Annotated in this window: 13 protein-coding genes; 3 read left to right on the forward strand and 10 right to left on the reverse strand. The window is 72.9% G+C overall.

Translation table 11 applies throughout. The features are described 5' to 3' along the window. Positions 1 to 65: 65 nt before the first annotated feature. The 7 genes from ACFV1J_RS28945 to ACFV1J_RS28975 all read right to left on the reverse strand — a co-directional run bounded on the left by ACFV1J_RS28945 (position 66) and on the right by ACFV1J_RS28975 (position 7,738). Positions 66 to 1,445, reverse strand: coding sequence for a cryptochrome/photolyase family protein (locus tag ACFV1J_RS28945; protein WP_385862900.1), 1,380 nt, complete (start codon positions 1,443 to 1,445; stop codon positions 66 to 68). 30 nt (positions 1,446 to 1,475) lie between these two features. Next, positions 1,476 to 2,540 carry a DUF1266 domain-containing protein gene (locus ACFV1J_RS28950; protein WP_385862934.1) on the reverse strand — a complete coding sequence of 355 codons (1,065 nt, stop codon included), beginning with the start codon at positions 2,538 to 2,540 and terminating at the stop codon, positions 1,476 to 1,478. Between the two features lie 117 nt (positions 2,541 to 2,657). Continuing rightward, positions 2,658 to 3,449, reverse strand: coding sequence for a VOC family protein (locus ACFV1J_RS28955; RefSeq protein WP_385862901.1), 792 nt, complete (start codon positions 3,447 to 3,449; stop codon positions 2,658 to 2,660). Positions 3,450 to 3,621: 172 nt separating this feature from the next. Continuing rightward, on the reverse strand, positions 3,622 to 4,455 hold the full coding sequence (locus ACFV1J_RS28960; RefSeq protein ID WP_385862903.1) for an aldo/keto reductase: 834 nt from the start codon (positions 4,453 to 4,455) through the stop codon (positions 3,622 to 3,624). Between the two features lie 14 nt (positions 4,456 to 4,469). Next, positions 4,470 to 4,742 (reverse strand): hypothetical protein, encoded by a 273-nt coding sequence (locus ACFV1J_RS28965; RefSeq protein ID WP_385862905.1) that lies wholly within the window; start codon positions 4,740 to 4,742, stop codon positions 4,470 to 4,472. Positions 4,743 to 4,785: 43 nt separating this feature from the next. Then, positions 4,786 to 6,612 (reverse strand): AMP-dependent synthetase/ligase, encoded by a 1,827-nt coding sequence (locus tag ACFV1J_RS28970; protein ID WP_385862907.1) that lies wholly within the window; start codon positions 6,610 to 6,612, stop codon positions 4,786 to 4,788. A 262-nt stretch (positions 6,613 to 6,874) separates the two neighbouring features. Further along, a complete protein-coding gene (locus ACFV1J_RS28975) occupies positions 6,875 to 7,738 on the reverse strand; it encodes a LysR family transcriptional regulator (protein ID WP_385862909.1) in 864 nt (287 codons plus the stop codon). A gap of 226 nt (positions 7,739 to 7,964) precedes the next feature. On the opposite strand from ACFV1J_RS28975, the gene ACFV1J_RS28980 reads away from it, so the two are divergent. Beyond that, the gene (locus ACFV1J_RS28980; RefSeq protein ID WP_385862911.1) at positions 7,965 to 9,107 is read left to right on the forward strand and encodes a bile acid:sodium symporter family protein; all 1,143 of its coding nucleotides are present in this window, start codon (positions 7,965 to 7,967) and stop codon (positions 9,105 to 9,107) included. On the opposite strand, the gene ACFV1J_RS28985 is transcribed toward ACFV1J_RS28980, so the two are convergent. Further along, positions 8,990 to 10,960, reverse strand: a complete 1,971-nt coding sequence (locus ACFV1J_RS28985; RefSeq protein ID WP_385862914.1) for an exo-alpha-sialidase — start codon at positions 10,958 to 10,960, stop codon at positions 8,990 to 8,992. The genes ACFV1J_RS28980 and ACFV1J_RS28985 overlap by 118 nt on opposite strands. Before the next feature lie 284 nt (positions 10,961 to 11,244). Then, positions 11,245 to 12,186, reverse strand: coding sequence for a zinc-binding alcohol dehydrogenase family protein (locus tag ACFV1J_RS28990; protein WP_385862917.1), 942 nt, complete (start codon positions 12,184 to 12,186; stop codon positions 11,245 to 11,247). 136 nt (positions 12,187 to 12,322) lie between these two features. Here ACFV1J_RS28990 and ACFV1J_RS28995 point away from each other — a divergent pair, with 136 nt between their 5' ends. Continuing rightward, positions 12,323 to 12,769, forward strand: coding sequence for a MarR family winged helix-turn-helix transcriptional regulator (locus ACFV1J_RS28995; RefSeq protein ID WP_385862919.1), 447 nt, complete (start codon positions 12,323 to 12,325; stop codon positions 12,767 to 12,769). A 42-nt stretch (positions 12,770 to 12,811) separates the two neighbouring features. Here the strand turns inward: ACFV1J_RS28995 and fdhD are convergent, their stop codons facing one another. Continuing rightward, the gene (fdhD, locus tag ACFV1J_RS29000) at positions 12,812 to 13,660 is read right to left on the reverse strand and encodes a formate dehydrogenase accessory sulfurtransferase FdhD (RefSeq protein WP_385862921.1); all 849 of its coding nucleotides are present in this window, start codon (positions 13,658 to 13,660) and stop codon (positions 12,812 to 12,814) included. Between the two features lie 297 nt (positions 13,661 to 13,957). Here fdhD and ACFV1J_RS29005 point away from each other — a divergent pair, with 297 nt between their 5' ends. Beyond that, positions 13,958 to 14,299, forward strand: a complete 342-nt coding sequence (locus ACFV1J_RS29005) for a chorismate mutase (RefSeq protein ID WP_385862922.1) — start codon at positions 13,958 to 13,960, stop codon at positions 14,297 to 14,299. Positions 14,300 to 14,530: the final 231 nt, after the last annotated feature.

Raw genomic sequence — 14,530 nt, forward strand, 5'->3', positions numbered from 1 at the left:
GCCGCCCACGCCACGCTGCCCACCGCCCGCGGTGCGGTGGCCCGGCGACATTCCCGCCCGTACGGCTACTCCTGCCCGCGCGCCCGCCGGAACCTCAGCGCCGCCTCCGCCAGGTCCACCAGCGGCTCCGGGTAGTCGTACGCGGCGCGCTCGGGGGCGCCGAGCCGCCACGGCCGGTGCACCGCGGGCCCGGCGAGGCCCGCCAACTCCGGGACCCAGCGCCGCACATATTCACCCTCCGGGTCGAACCGCCCGGCCTGGACGAGCGGATTGAGCACCCGGTTGGGCCGGGTGTCGGTGCCGGTGCCCGCCATCCACTGCCAGTTCAGCTGGTTGTCGGCCACATCGCCGTCCACCAGCAGGTCCAGGAAGTGCCGGGCGCCCACCCGCCAGTCCACGTACAGCGTCTTGGTCAGGAAGCCGGCCACCAGCATCCGGGCCCGGTTGTGCAGCCACCCCTCGTGCCCCAGCTGCCGCATCGCCGCGTCGACCACCGGGTACCCGGTCCGGCCGGCCTTCCACGCCGCCACCTCCGCGTCCGCCCGCCGCCACCGGTCGCCCCGGGGACGGTAGTCGGCGGCCGCGGCATCCGGGCGGGCCGCCAGCACCTGGTGGTGGAAGTCCCGCCAGGCCAGCTGCCGTACGAAGGCCTCGGCGCCGGCACCGGAACGCCCGGACGCCCGGTGCACCAGCTCCACCGGCGAAAGACAGCCGAAGTGCACATACGGCGACAGCCGCGAGGTGGCATCGCCCGCGAGGTCGTCCCGCCGCTCCCCGTAGCCGGCCAGGCCGGACCGCTGCCAGGACCCGAACCGGCGCCGGCCGGCCCGCTCGCCGCCCTCCGGGAGCGCCGGTGACGGCCGGCCGCCCGGACACAGCTCCGCCGCCGACGGCACCGCCCCGGACCGCACCCCGTCCGGGACCGGCACCGCCCGTGGTGCCGGCAGCACCGCCCGCAGCTTCTCGGCCCGCCAGCGCCGGAAGTACGGGGTGAAGACCGCGAAATGGTCCCGGCCCGGCCCGGCGGGCAGCACCGCACCCGGCGGCACCGCGGTGCTCACCGCGTCATGCACGACCAGCGCCCGCCCGTCCCCGGCCAGCGCCCCGGCCAACCGCCGCTCCCTGCGCTGCGCATAGCCGCTCACCCCGGCCGCCAGATGCACCTCCCCGGCCCCGGTCTCCGCCGCGACCCGGCAGGTCTCGGCCACCACATCGCCCGTACGGATGACCAGCCGACCGCCGCGTTCACGCAGTTGGGCATCGAGGTCGGCCAGCGTCCCGGCCAGGAACGCGGCCCGGTTGGGCACCACGAACCCGGCCCGCGCGATGCCGGTGTCGACCACGAACAGCGGCACCACCCGCGCCGCGGCGCGCAACGCGCCCCGCAGCACCGGCTGGTCGTACACCCGCAGATCGGAACTGAACAGACAGATCGCCACATCCATGGCCTACCTCTACACCGCCCCGCGCCGGGATCAGGCGAACGGCAGGCCCCGCCACGGCGAGGACGGATCCTGGGTGAGCACCCGGTGCAGATGCACCGTCTCCGCGTACCCGGCACCGAACCAGCCGTTGTCGAAGGCCAGCACCCGGCCCAGCGCATGACCCGCGGCGAACTCCTGCCACGAGCCGTACACCTCCCCGGCCCGTGCCGCCGCCCGCTGGACCGCCTGCTCGGCCTGCGGCGGCGCGCACAGCCGGGCGCCCAGGCCCCACCGGACCAGGGCCACCGCATGGGCGAGATCCAGCGCCACCACGGACACCACCTGACCGCCGGCCGGCAGCAGCCCGTCCGCGCGGAACCGCTCCTCGTACCGGGTGACCAGCTCGGGCAGCTCCGGGGCCGCGCCCGCCGCCTCCCGTGCCCCGTCCCCCTGCCCACCGTCCGCGGTACGCCGCTCCGCCCGGGCGCGCAGCGCCGCCTCCGCGTCGGCCGGCGCGAACCGCCCGGCCAGCAACTGCTCCAGACGCTGCTGCCAGCCCGCCGGATCGGTCACCGACCACTGCTCGCGCAGCGTGTCGGCGTCCGTGGCGGAGTCGAGGAACGCCGTCCCCAGCTCGTTCCACGGCACGCTGTGGTGCACCGCGAGCGGCGCGCCGCACGCCAGCCCCTGCGCCACCGGCCCGTGCAGCGGACCGCCGAAGTGCGTGACGAGCAGCCCGCCCGGCCGCACCCCGACCTGGGCGCGGATCCGCAGCCAGCCGGCCCGGTGCGCGGGCGTGGCGGCGAGGTACGCGACGCACGGCGTGCCCGGGTTGACCGCCAGCCGCCACTTGTCGTTCGGCCAGTCCTGCGCCAGCTCCTCCAGCGACACCCGGTCGAAGAACTGCTGCGGCTGCCACGGCGGCAGCATGCCGCGGGTCAGGACGGGGATGCACTTCCCGCCCGCCGCCGGGTCGTCGTAGACCGGCAGCGGGTCCTGGCCCTGCTGCGGGGCCGCCAGATACAGGTCCTCGCCGGCGATCGCGGCGACCTGGCCGTCCCCGTCACCACGCGCCGTCGCTTCGCACAGCCGCCGCTCGGTGTCCGTCGGCGGCATCCATCCCGGAGTTGCCACGGCTCCGACCCTACGATCACCGCCGCGTGCCGTGGACCCCGGGGTTGCCGGCCCGGCAGGACCGTTTGCGGCCGCCGCCCGGCGGCCCGGCCGCGGTCGTCAGCCCTGGTTCAGCGGATTCGGGGTGATCACCGCGAAGGTGGCGCCCTGCGGGTCCGTCACCACGGCCATCCGGCCGGCCATCATGTCGAACGGCTGCTGGAGCGCCGCACCGCCGGCCGCGGTCACCTTCTCGACGGTGCGGTCGGTGTCCGCCACCGAGAAGTACGGCAGCCAGTGCGACGGCGTGTCCGGCGGCATCTCCTCGGACATCGGCTGCATCCCGCCCACGGGACGGTCGTTCACCTTGAGCGCGTAGTAGTTGTCGGCGCCTTGCAGGGGGACGTTCTCGATGCCCATCGCGGCCTGGTAGAAGGCGGCCGCGGCGGAGCGGTCGGTGGTGTTGAGCTCGTTCCAGATCAGCGCGCCGTGCTCGTTGACGATGCCCGCGCCGGGGAAGTCGACGGCCTGCCAGATACCGAACACCGCGCCCGTCGGGTCCGCCGCGATGCACATCCGGCCGAGCGTCATCACGTCCGTGACGGGCATCAGGATCGTCCCGCCGGCCTTGCTGACCGCCTCCGAGGCGGTGTCCGCGTCGTCGGCCGCGAGATAGGTGGTCCACACCGTGGGCGGCGGGGGCTGGTTGTCCATCGCGATCGCGGCCATGATGCCGGCCACCGGCTTGCCCTTCAGAAGGCACACCGCGTAACCGCCGGTCTCCGGGGGCCCGACCTCACCGGTCCAGCCGAAGACGCTCGCGTAGAAATCGATGGCGGCCTGCTGGTCGGGGGCCGCGAGGTCGACCCAGCAGGGGGTCCCGGGCTGATAGGGAGAGGTGACGTCGGGCATCGTGGCCTCCTCGGGGGCAGGGGCGGCGCGCGAACCTCGCACCGGGCGGACCCGGGCACGCCGCGCGCTCCTCCCTCCACACTTCCTGCCGCCCGCCGACCCCGCCACTCGGGCCGGACCGCGCACGGCACGGCGCCGCCCGGCGGTCCGGGCGGCGCCGTGCGCGCGGGGATCAGGCCACGTCGAACGTGGCCGGGTCCGGGCCGAGGCGGGTGCCGGTGTCCAGGCCGGCCAGCTCCGCGAGGTCCGCACCGTCCAGCTCGAAGCCGAACACGTCGATGTTCTCGACGATCCGCGAGGGGGTGACGGACTTCGGGATGACGACGTTGCCGATCTGCAGGTGCCAGCGCAGCACCACCTGGGCCGGCGTCCGGCCGTACTTGACGGCGATCCGGCCGATCGTCGGGTCGTCGAGGAGGTCCCGGCCCTGGCCGAGCGGCGACCAGGCCTCGGTCGCGATGCCGTGCCGGGCGTGGAAGGTGCGGGACTCCTCCTGCTGCAGATGCGGGTGCAGCTCGATCTGGTTGACGGCCGGGACGACCGAGGTCTCGCCCAGCAGCCGCTCCAGGTGCTCCGGGAGGAAGTTCGAGACGCCGATGGCCTTGGCGCGGCCGTCGGCGAGGATCTTCTCGAACGCCTTGTACGTCTCGACGTACGTGTCCTTGGCGGGGACCGGCCAGTGAATGAGGTAGAGGTCGACGTACTCCAGGCCGAGCTTGGTCAGCGAGGTGTCGAAGGCGCGGAGCGTCGCGTCGTGGCCCTGGTGGGAGTTCCACAGCTTGGTGGTGACGAACAGCTCTTCCCGCGGGATGCCGGAGGCGGCGAGCGCCTTGCCCGTGCCCTCTTCGTTGCCGTAGATCGCCGCGGTGTCGATGCTGCGGTAACCGGCGTCCAGGGCCTGGCCGACGGCGGTGAACGCCTGGTCGTTCTCGACCTGCCAGACGCCGAAGCCGAGCTGCGGCATGGCGATGCCGTTGTTGAGCGTGATGGACGGAACCTTGCTCACGGGGGGATCGGTCCTTACGTCGACGTTCGTGTTCCAGATCGTTCAACGATCATCCGCCCCGCAGCATTCCCGCGCACGCCGGCGGTGAGTTCGCCGAGAGTGAAGCCGCCCGCACACAGCACCACCACCCCGGCGAACAGTTCCAGCGCGCCCACCAGGCCGGGCAGCCCACCGGAGGCCGCCGGCGCACCGGGGGAGAGGCCGTCGGCCACCGCCCGGCCCAGCCACGGACAGCCGCCGCACGCGAACGCCGACGCCCCGCCCGTCCACGCCAGGGCGAGCGGCACCCGCACCGCCCTCCGCCGGTCGGCGACCCCCGCCCGCGGTGCCTCACCCCTTGTAGAGCGCGTCCACCTCCGCCGAGTACGCCGTCTCGATCGCCTTGCGCTTGAGCTTCAGCGACGGCGTCAGCAGCCCGTGCTCCTCGGTGAACTGGTGGGCCAGTATCCGGAACGTACGGATCGACTCGGCCTGCGAGACCAGCGTGTTGGCGGCCACCACGGCGCGCCGGATCTCGGTCTCCAGGTCCGGGTCGCGCACCAGGTCCGACGGCGGCATCTCCGGCTTGCCCCGCATGGACAGCCAGTGCGCGACGGCCTCCGGGTCGAGGGTGACCAGCGCGGCGATGAACGGCCGGTCGTTGCCGACCACGATGCACTGGGCGACCAGCGGATGTGCCCGCACCCGCTCCTCCAGGGACACCGGCGAGACCGTCTTGCCACCGGAGGTGACCAGCACCTCCTTCTTCCGGCCGGTGATCGTCAGATAGCCGTCCTCGTCGAGGGCGCCCAGGTCACCGGTGGAGAACCAGCCGTCGTGCAGCACCGCGTCGGTCGCCTTGGGGTCGTTGTGGTAGCCCTGGAAGACCTGCCCGCCGTACAGCCAGATCTCGCCGTCCTCCGCGATGTGCACGGTCGTGCCGGGGACGGGCGTGCCGACGGTGCCGAAGCGGGTCCGCTCGGGCGGGTTGGCGGTGGCCGCCGCGGTGCTCTCGGTCAGGCCGTAGCCCTCGAAGATCCGCACCCCGGCGCCGGCGAAGAACAGCCCCAGCCGGCGCCCCATCGCCGAGCCGCCGGACATCGCATGCCGCACCCGGCCGCCCATCGCCGTCCGGACCTTGCTGTAGACCAGCTTGTCGAAGAGCTGGTGCTGCATCCGCAGGGAGGCGCCGGGCCCCGAACCGGTGCCGAACGCCTTGTTCTCCTGCGCCTCGGCGTAACGGACCGCGATCTCCACGGCCTTGTCGAACGGCCCGACCTTGCCCTCCGCCTCGGCCTTCCGCCGGGCCGCGGCGAAGACCTTCTCGAAGATGTACGGCACCGCCAGGATGAACGTCGGCTGGAAGGTCTGCAGATCGGGCAGGAGCGCCCGGGCCGCCAGCTCGGGCTGGTGGCCCAGCTTGACCCGGCCGCGGATCGCGGCGACCTGCACCATCCGCCCGAAGACGTGCGCCAGCGGCAGGAACAGCAGGGTCGCCGCCTCGTCGTTCGGCTTCGAGGTGAACACCGTCTCGTAACGCATGACGATGTTGTCGGACTCGGCCATGAAATTGGCGTGGGTGATCACACAGCCCTTGGGCCGGCCGGTGGTGCCCGAGGTGTAGATGATCGTCGCGGTGGCGTCCGGGGTGACCGCCATGCGGTGGCGGTGCACCACGTCGTCGTCGATGTGCGCACCGGCCGCGGTGAGTTCGGCCACCGGGTCGGCGTCCAGCTGCCACAGCTTGCGCAGGTGCGGCAGCCGGTCGATGACCGAGCCGACGGTCATCGCGTGGTCCTCGTGCTCCACCAGGCACGCCGAGGCGCCCGCGTTGTGCAGCATCCAGAAGACCTGCTCGGCGGAGGACGTCGGATACAGCGGCACGGACTGGACGCCGATCGACCACAGCGCGAAGTCGAAGAGGGTCCACTCATAGCGCGTACGGGACATGATGCCGACCCGGTCACCGAACCGGACGCCCTGCGCGAGCAGGCCCTTGGCCAGCGCGATCACCTCGTCCCGGAACTGGGCGGCGGTGACGTCCTGCCAGTTCCCCGCGTCGTCCTTGCGGGCCAGCGCGACGCGTCCGGGATCGGCCTCGGCGTTGTCGTACACGGCATCCGCCAGCCCGCCGACCCGGGGCGCGGTCGCCAGAGGGGGGACGGTGAACTCGCGCAATGACCTAGCTCCTCGTGGTGTTGCTCACAAGGCCGCGACCGTACCCCACGGGGGCGAGATCCGGCAGGTGCCTGCCGCGGCGCGAAGGCGACCCCGCGGGAACGCACCAAGAGGAGAAAACGGATGACTTCGGAGAAGCAGGGACATGATCCAGGCCGTTCAACGCCGGACGATCACGACGCCGGGACCAGATCTGCACCAAATCTCTGCACCCGCCACCGGATCGCACGCTCCGTTCGCGGAACGTCCGTGGTCACCCCCGCTACGGCAACTGCAGCCGGTCGCCACCCGCCAGGATCGCCTCGGCCAGTGCCTCCGCCGGACCCCGGGCCGCGCGAGCGTGCCGCCCATGGAGAAGAGCGAAATCCACCCCGCCCAGTTCCGGCAGACCGGCACGTGGCGGAATCTGGACCAGGCCTGGCGGGATCATGCCCTTGGTATGCGCCATTACGCCCAGACCCGCCCGGGTTGCGGCGATCAGTCCGTTCAGGCTTCCGCTGGTGCAGGCGATCCGCCACTCCCGGCCCTGTCGCTCCAGCGCCTCCAGCGCCCGGGCCCGGGTCACCGCGGGCGGCGGGAAGACCACCAGCGGGACCGGCCGCTGCGGATCCAGCCGCAGCCGCTCGGCGCCCACCCACACCAGCCGGTCGCGCCACACCAGCCGGCCGCCGGTCTCCTCCGGGCGCCGCTTGGCGAGCACCAGGTCCAGCCGCCCGGCCGCCAGCAGCTCGTGCAGCGTGCCCGACAGCTCCACGGTCAGCTCCAGATCGACCTCGGGATGGTCCCGCCGGAACCCTTCGAGGACCTCCGGCAGCCTGGTCAGCACGAAGTCCTCGGACGCCCCGAAGCGCAGCCGGCCGCGCAGCCGGGTCCCCGCGAAGAAGCTCGCGGCCCGCTCGTTCGCCTCCAGGATCGTCCGGGCGAAACCGAGCATCGCCTCGCCGTCCTCGGTCAGCTCCACACCATGGGTGTCCCGCACGAACAGCCGCCGCCCGGCCGCCTCCTCCAGCTTCCGCACGTGCTGGCTCGCGGTGGACTGCCGCAGCCCGAGCCGCTGCGCGGCCTGCGTGAAGCTCAGCGTCTGCGCCACGGCCAGGAAGGTGCGCAGCTGTACCGGCTCGAACATGACACCTCCAGGAGTGCGGGACGGCCGTCGCCCGACGACCAGGGGGCGGAGACCATCGGCCCCTCGGAGTCCCGGGGCGGGGCCCATCACTTTTCATGATGACAGTGACCACGGTAAGAGGGCTTCCCGATCGCCGCCCCACCCGGCACCCTGGACGGGCACCGTCCACGCCCCCACACCGCCCGACGGCCGCCGAACCCAGCCGCCGAACCACCGAAGAGAGACCATGCGCCACCCTGTGCCCAAGCCGCCCACCTGGCTGCCCGTGGACGGTTACCTCCTGGCACTGGTCGGCACCGTCGCCCTGGCCGCGCTGCTGCCCGCCCGTGGACCTGCCGCCACGGTTGCGGGCGGCGCCTCCACCGGAGCCGTCGCCCTGCTCTTCTTCCTCTACGGCGCCCGGCTCTCCACCCGCGAGGCGATCGCCGGCCTGCGCCACTGGCGGCTCCACCTGACCGTCCTGGCCTGCACCTTCGCCGTCTTCCCGGTGCTCGGCCTGGCCGCCCGCGCGCTCGTCCCGTACGTCCTGCCGCCCACCCTCTACACCGGGCTGCTGTTCCTGTGCCTGGTCCCCTCCACGATCCAGTCGTCGATCGCCTTCACCTCCCTCGCCCGCGGCAACGTCGCGGCGGCGATCTGCGCCGGCTCCTTCTCCAGCCTCGTCGGCATCGTCGTCACCCCGTTGCTCGCCGGGCTGGTGCTGCACCGGGACGGCGGCGGGTTCTCGGCCGGCTCGCTGGTCCCGATCGTCTGCCAGCTGCTGCTCCCGTTCCTGGCCGGGCAATTCCTGCGCCGCTGGATCGGGCCGTTCCTCACCCGCCGCAAGAAGGCCCTCGGGTACGTGGACCGCGGCTCGATACTCCTCGTCGTCTACAGCGCCTTCAGCGCCGGCATGGTCCAGGGCATCTGGCACCAGGTCTCGCCGCTGCGGCTGCTGTGCCTGCTCGGCGTGGAGGCCGCACTGCTCGCGATGATGCTGACCGGCACCTCGTACGGCGCGCGCCGGCTCGGCTTCGGCCGCGCGGACCGGATCGCGATCACCTTCGCCGGGTCCAAGAAGAGCCTGGCGGCCGGGCTGCCGATGGCCAGCGTCCTGTTCGGCGCGCAGGCCGGTCTGGCCGTGCTGCCGCTGATGCTCTTCCACCAGATGCAGCTGATGGTCTGTGCGGTGCTGGCCCGGCGGTGGGGCGCGGAAGCGGAACCGGAGCCGCGGCGGGAGGGCGATCCCACCGCGGCGGCCGAGGGCGGCAGTTACCTGCCCGGCCCGCTCACCCGGTCCAACGACAGCCCCAGCACCAACGGCGCGCTCACCGAGGCGTCGTCCTCGCGGACGCCGGACAGCTCCGCGTCGGTCAACGCCCGGCGGTAGACCCGCACCTCGTCCAGCGCGCCGGTGAACTGCGCGCGGGAGTCCGGCCTCTGGCCGAGGTGGACGCCGAAGACCGACCCGCGGCTGACCGACCCCGGGACGTCGGGGACGACGGTGGTCTCGGTGCCGTCGACGGTGAGCAGCAGCCGCCCGTCGGTGCGGCGCAGCGCCAGATGGTGCCAGTCGCCGTCGTTGTAGGCGCCGTTGGTGACGGCCTGCGCGGTGGCGGCCGGCTTGGCACCGTCGACGGCGGTGAGCCGGGCGACGAGCCTGCCGTTCACCGGATCGCCCTCCAGCGCGACCTGGGGCGCCCTGGTGCCCACGCCGCCCATCCACAGCAGCGGCTGCTCCCCGGTACCGGCCTCGTAACGGAACCACAGGCTGCAGGTGAAGTCGTGCGTGCCCAGCGGGAGCGAGGGGCGGAACGGCAGACGTACGGCGTCGTCCTTGCCGTCGAAGTCGAGCGCCGCGCCGAACCGGCCGTTGGTGCGCCGCGGCTCCCCGAGGACGAGGGCGGGCCGGGCGCCGGGGGCGGTGTCGCGGGTCGTGGGGTCGGGGCCGCGGCGCGGGCCGAGCCACTCCTCGGTGAAGCGGACGAAGCGGATCTCGTCCCGGGCGTCGACCCGGCCGCCCTCGTACATCAGGCCGGTGACGTCGGGGGAGATGGCGACCAGGTCCGAGTAGCCGGACCAGTCGGTGGTGACCCGGGCACCCCGGTCGACGCCCTCCCAGGTGCGGCCCTCGTCCCAGGAGGAGCGCAGGGTCATGGTCCGGCGGCGGTCGGGGTCGGCGGGCGCGGCGAAGAGGGTGCGGCTGCGGCCGCCGGCGGCGGACGAGTGCGGCAGGCGCAGCGCGGACGCCTGCACCATCGGCGTGTAGAGGTCGGGAAGGGCGCGGAACGGGTCGGTGAAGGAGTCGCCGCCGTCACGGCTGACCGCCCACGTCCGATGTCCCAGGTCCGTACCGTCCTGTTCGCGGCCGTTGACGTAGATTGCGCCGTCGGAACGTTCCAGCAGCGTCATCTCCGAGGGCTTCTGCCGGAAGGTCCCGTCCATGGCGATCGGCCAGGTGTCGAGGGCGCCCACCTTCCACGTTTCCCCGTCGTCGCTGTGGACCAGGGCGGCGTGGTTGGCGGTGACCCGGTTGCCCGCGTAGCTCTCGGCGTTGATGCCGAAGACCAGCCGGCCCGCGTGCCGCCCGCGGGTGAGCTGGAGGCCGTGCACGGGGCCGGTGGCGTACCAGGAATTCCACTTGGCAGGCCGGACGTCGGACGTCAGATCACGGGGTGTGGACCAGGTCTCACCGTCGTCGTCGCTGTACTGCAGGTGCGGGGTGCGGTCGCAGGGCACATCGCAGCTGAGCCCGTCGGTACGCCCCTTGTTGTACGTCTCGGCGAGGACGATCCGGCCGGTACGGCGGTCCACGAGGGGGGCCGGGTTGCCGTGGGTGTCACCACCGCCGCGGTTGACGACCTGGAGCGGGCCCCAGGTGCGGCCGCCGTCGGTGGAGCGTTTGAGGACCAGGTCGATGTCGCCGGAGTCGCCGCAGTCGTGCCGCCGGCCCTCGGCGAAGGCGAGCAGGGTGCCGTGGGTGGACCTGACCACGGCCGGTATCCGGAAGCAGAAGTAGCCCTGTTCCTGGGCGGCCTTGAAGAGGACCTGCTGCTCGAAACCGCCGGCCGGCGGCTCAGCTGCGGCGCCGGGGGAGTCCGCTGCTGCGTCAGGTAACGCCTGGGCGGGGGAGTTCGGGAGGAGGGTGAGGGCTGCGGCGGTCAGCGCGGAGAGCAGGAGGGCGGCGTGGCGGCGCCTGGATCTGCGGCGGGGGCTGGGGTGTGCGCGGAGAACTGACGTCATGGTCCGGCCTGCCCTTCGAGGGATCGGCGGTCGGGTCATCAGGACATCCCACGTCCTATGTGCATCCCTGACGGAAGCTACTGCCGCGTGCGGACCGCGACAAGGAGCGTGCGACGGTTCTCCGCCCCCCAACCGGAATTCACTCTCCCGGCCGCCACACCCCGGCCCGCAGGGCCGCTGCTTCCCCGCTCTCCCGGCGCGCTTCTCCGGCCCTCCCGCCTGTCTCTCTCCCGCCCTCCGGCCGCACTTCTTCCACCCGATGCCGCTCGCCGGGGCGCCACTCCTCACGGCCGCAGCACGACCTTGCCGAGGTTGGCCCGGCCCTCGATGATCTCGTGCGCCTTCGCCGCGTCCGTCAGCGGGAGTTCGGCATGGACCGCGACCCGCAGCCGGCCGGAACCAGCCAGTTCCCACAGCTGCTCGCGGTGGGCCTCGTACCGCTCCCGGTGGACGGTGGCGAACCGGCGCATGGTCAGCCCGGTGACGGTCTTGGAACCGGCCAGCAGCTCGTACGCCGGCACCGTCCCGCCACCGGAGTTGAAGAACACCAGCCGGCCGCCCTCGGCCACCGCGGCCAGCGCCCACGGCAGCACCTCGCCGCCCACCCCGTCCAGCACCACGTCGACCGGCTCGCCCCAGGACTCCTGGTCGTACGTCACCACCTCGTCGGCGCCCAGGTCGTACAGGAACTCCGCCTTGGCGGCCGAGCTGACGGCGGCCACCACGCGCGGCACCCCCTGCACCTTGGTCAGTTGGACGGCGAGATGCCCGGTGCCGCTGGCCGCACCGGTGATCAGCACCGACTCGGAGCCCTGCGGGTTCGCGGTGCTGAGCGCGGCGAGCGCGACCTGCCCGCTGCGCACCAGTGCCACCGCGTCCACCGCACCGGCCCCGTCCGGTATGTGGCTGGCCAGGAAGGCGGGTGCCAGGGCGAGTTCGGCGTACGAGCCGGTGAGGGTGAGCGAGGTGACGCGGTCGCCCACGGCGAAGCCGGTGACGTCCGGGCCGAGCGCGACGACCTCGCCGGCGATCTCCCCGCCCGGCATCGAAGGCAGCGGATCACCGTCCCCCTTGCCGTCGCCGCGCACCCGCCGCACACACGGCAGCGTGACGCCGATCGCCTCGGTACGGACCAGGAGTTCACCGGGGCCGGGCACCGGCGCCTCGGCCTCCTCGACGCGCAGGACCTCGGGACCGCCGTAGGAATGGAATCGGACTCGGCGCATGGGCCGGCACCTCCAGGAAGAGTCGACCGACGGGCGTCGGCCGGGTTCATTGGGTGCCCCAACGATAACCAGAAGTCATTGGGTCTGCCAATGGTTTTCCGTTGGTTGCCCCCATGGAATTCGCTACGGTGGTCCCATGTCCGACAACGCGCCCTACGCCCCCAGCCGCATCCGCGCACTCCCCAGCTGGCTGTTGGGCCGCGCCGCAGCCCGCGGCCACCGCCTGGTCGCCGACGCCCTCGCCACCGAGGGCATGCGGATGATGCACCACGCCGTCCTCGCGGCGGTCGACGAACTCGGCCCGGTCTCCCAGGCCGAACTCGGCCGGACCGTCGGCATCGACCCCAAGGACATGGTCGCGCTGGTCAACGACCTCCAGAAGGACGGCCTGGTCACCCGCACCCCCGACCCCAACGACCGGCGCAAGAACGCCGTCGAGATCTCCACCGCCGGCAAACAGCGGCTCCGCCGCACCCAGCAACTCGGCGATCAGGCCAACGCGGAACTCACCGCGGACCTCACCCCCGACGAACGCGCCCAGCTGATCACCCTGCTCACCCGGATCGCCCTCCCGGACCGGTGACCTCCCGGACCGGCCGCCGGCGCAACAGCATGCCCCCGCGCCTCAGCCCGTCGAGGCCGCCGCGGGCAGGGCGAGCCGGTGCTCACCCGCGTACACGTTCATCGACGCACCCCGCAGGAAGCCCACCAGGGTCAGGCCCGTCTCCGCCGCGAGGTCCACGGCCAGCGACGACGGCGCCGAGACCGCCGCCAGCACCGGAATCCCCGCCATCACGGCCTTCTGCGCCAGCTCGAACGACGCCCGGCCCGACACCAGCAGAACCGTCCGGGAGAGCGGCAGCTGCCCGTTCTGCAGGGCCCGGCCGACCAGCTTGTCGACGGCGTTGTGCCGCCCCACGTCCTCCCGTATGTCGAGCAGTTCGCCGTCCTCGGTGAACAGGGCCGCCGCATGCAGCCCCCCGGTCCGGTCGAAGACCCGCTGGGCCGCCCGCAGCCGGTCCGGGAGTTCGGCGAGCAGCTCGGTCTCCAGCCGCAGCGGCGGGGTGTCGTCGATCGGCCAGCGGGCCGTCGTACGCACCGCGTCCAGGCTCGCCTTGCCGCACAACCCACAGGAGGAGGTCGTGTAGACGTTCCGCTCCAGGGTGATGTCGGGAACCGTCACGCCCGGCGCGGTCCGCACGTCCACCACGTTGTACGTGTTCGCCCCGTCCGCCGTCGCCCCCGCGCAGTACAGGATGTTCCGCAGATCGCCGGCGCCGCCCAGCACCCCCTCGCTGACCAGGAACCCGGCCGCCAGCGCGAAGTCGTCGCCCGGGGTCCGCATGGTGATCGCCAGCGGCTTCCCGTTCAGCCGGATCTCCAGGGGCTCCTCGGCGACGAGCGTGTCCGGACGGGTCGAGACCGCCCCGTCCCGGATGCGGATGACCTTGCGTCGCTCCGTGACTCGTCCCATGCCGCCCTCAGTCCCGGTTCCGTATGTGCTGGTGGCCGATGCCCTTCACGACCTCATTGTCCTGCACGCGCGACGCAACGCGCCTACGAGGCACGGCGGCGGCCGACCACCGACGGCCGGGTCGACCTTGGCCAACGCACCGACGACCGACGGCGACCGACCGGGACCGACAACGGCCGGAGGCGTTCCGATCCGCGAGACCGCACCCTGCCGCAGCCTGCCGGCCGGGTAGTGTGCACCCGATCACAGCGAAGTAGTGCGCGACGCACCAGAACGACCACGGATGGCGAGAGGCACATGAGCGAAGGGACCCCGGCGGCCGGCGAAGCGGCCGCCGTCGCCGACCAGGCGGCCCATGAGCGACTGCTCTATCTGCGCAGCAGCATCGACAACCTCGACGCCGCGCTGGTGCACCTGCTCGCCGAGCGCTTCAAATGCACCCAGCAGGTCGGTGAACTCAAGGCCCGGCACAGCCTGCCGCCCGCCGACCCGGCCCGCGAGGCGGCCCAGATCGAGCGCCTGCGCCGCCTGGCCGAGGACGCCCGCCTGGACCCGGCCTTCGCGGAGAAGTTCCTGAACTTCATCATCGACGAGGTCGTCCGCCACCATAAGGCCATCGCCAACCAGACCAGGCCCTAGGGTTTTCCTCCCACGTACCTGTCTGCGGCGCCGCGGGTCGTCTCGCCGTTGCGCTTTGCGGCGCTCCGTACGTACCTGTCTGTCCCGCCGTGGGGCGTCTCGTCGTTGCGCCTGCGGCGGGCTGGGTTGTGGTGGGTGCGGTGACGGTCCTCCGGGGCCGGTTGTGTGGACTGCTTCGCTTTAAGTCCACACAACCCGCCCCACCGGCCCCTCCCCAACCCGTGGGGGGGA

The sequence above is a fragment of the Streptomyces sp. NPDC059649 genome (genome assembly GCF_042734445.1).
Taxonomy (GTDB): Bacteria; Actinomycetota; Actinomycetes; order Streptomycetales; family Streptomycetaceae; genus Streptomyces.

Bases quoted from the DNA above. Each gene is read 5' to 3' on its own strand.
- fdhD (WP_385862921.1), bottom strand. From the start codon at position 13,660: ATGGGACGAGTCACGGAGCGACGCAAGGTCATCCGCATCCGGGACGGG.
- ACFV1J_RS28980 (WP_385862911.1), top strand. From the start codon at position 7,965: ATGCGCCACCCTGTGCCCAAGCCGCCCACCTGGCTGCCCGTGGACGGT.
- ACFV1J_RS28955 (WP_385862901.1), bottom strand. From the start codon at position 3,449: ATGCCCGACGTCACCTCTCCCTATCAGCCCGGGACCCCCTGCTGGGTC.
- ACFV1J_RS28975 (WP_385862909.1), bottom strand. From the start codon at position 7,738: ATGTTCGAGCCGGTACAGCTGCGCACCTTCCTGGCCGTGGCGCAGACG.
- ACFV1J_RS29005 (WP_385862922.1), top strand. From the start codon at position 13,958: ATGAGCGAAGGGACCCCGGCGGCCGGCGAAGCGGCCGCCGTCGCCGAC.
- ACFV1J_RS28995 (WP_385862919.1), top strand. From the start codon at position 12,323: ATGTCCGACAACGCGCCCTACGCCCCCAGCCGCATCCGCGCACTCCCC.
- ACFV1J_RS28990 (WP_385862917.1), bottom strand. From the start codon at position 12,186: ATGCGCCGAGTCCGATTCCATTCCTACGGCGGTCCCGAGGTCCTGCGC.
- ACFV1J_RS28950 (WP_385862934.1), bottom strand. From the start codon at position 2,540: ATGCCGCCGACGGACACCGAGCGGCGGCTGTGCGAAGCGACGGCGCGT.
- ACFV1J_RS28985 (WP_385862914.1), bottom strand. From the start codon at position 10,960: ATGACGTCAGTTCTCCGCGCACACCCCAGCCCCCGCCGCAGATCCAGG.
- ACFV1J_RS28945 (WP_385862900.1), bottom strand. From the start codon at position 1,445: ATGGATGTGGCGATCTGTCTGTTCAGTTCCGATCTGCGGGTGTACGAC.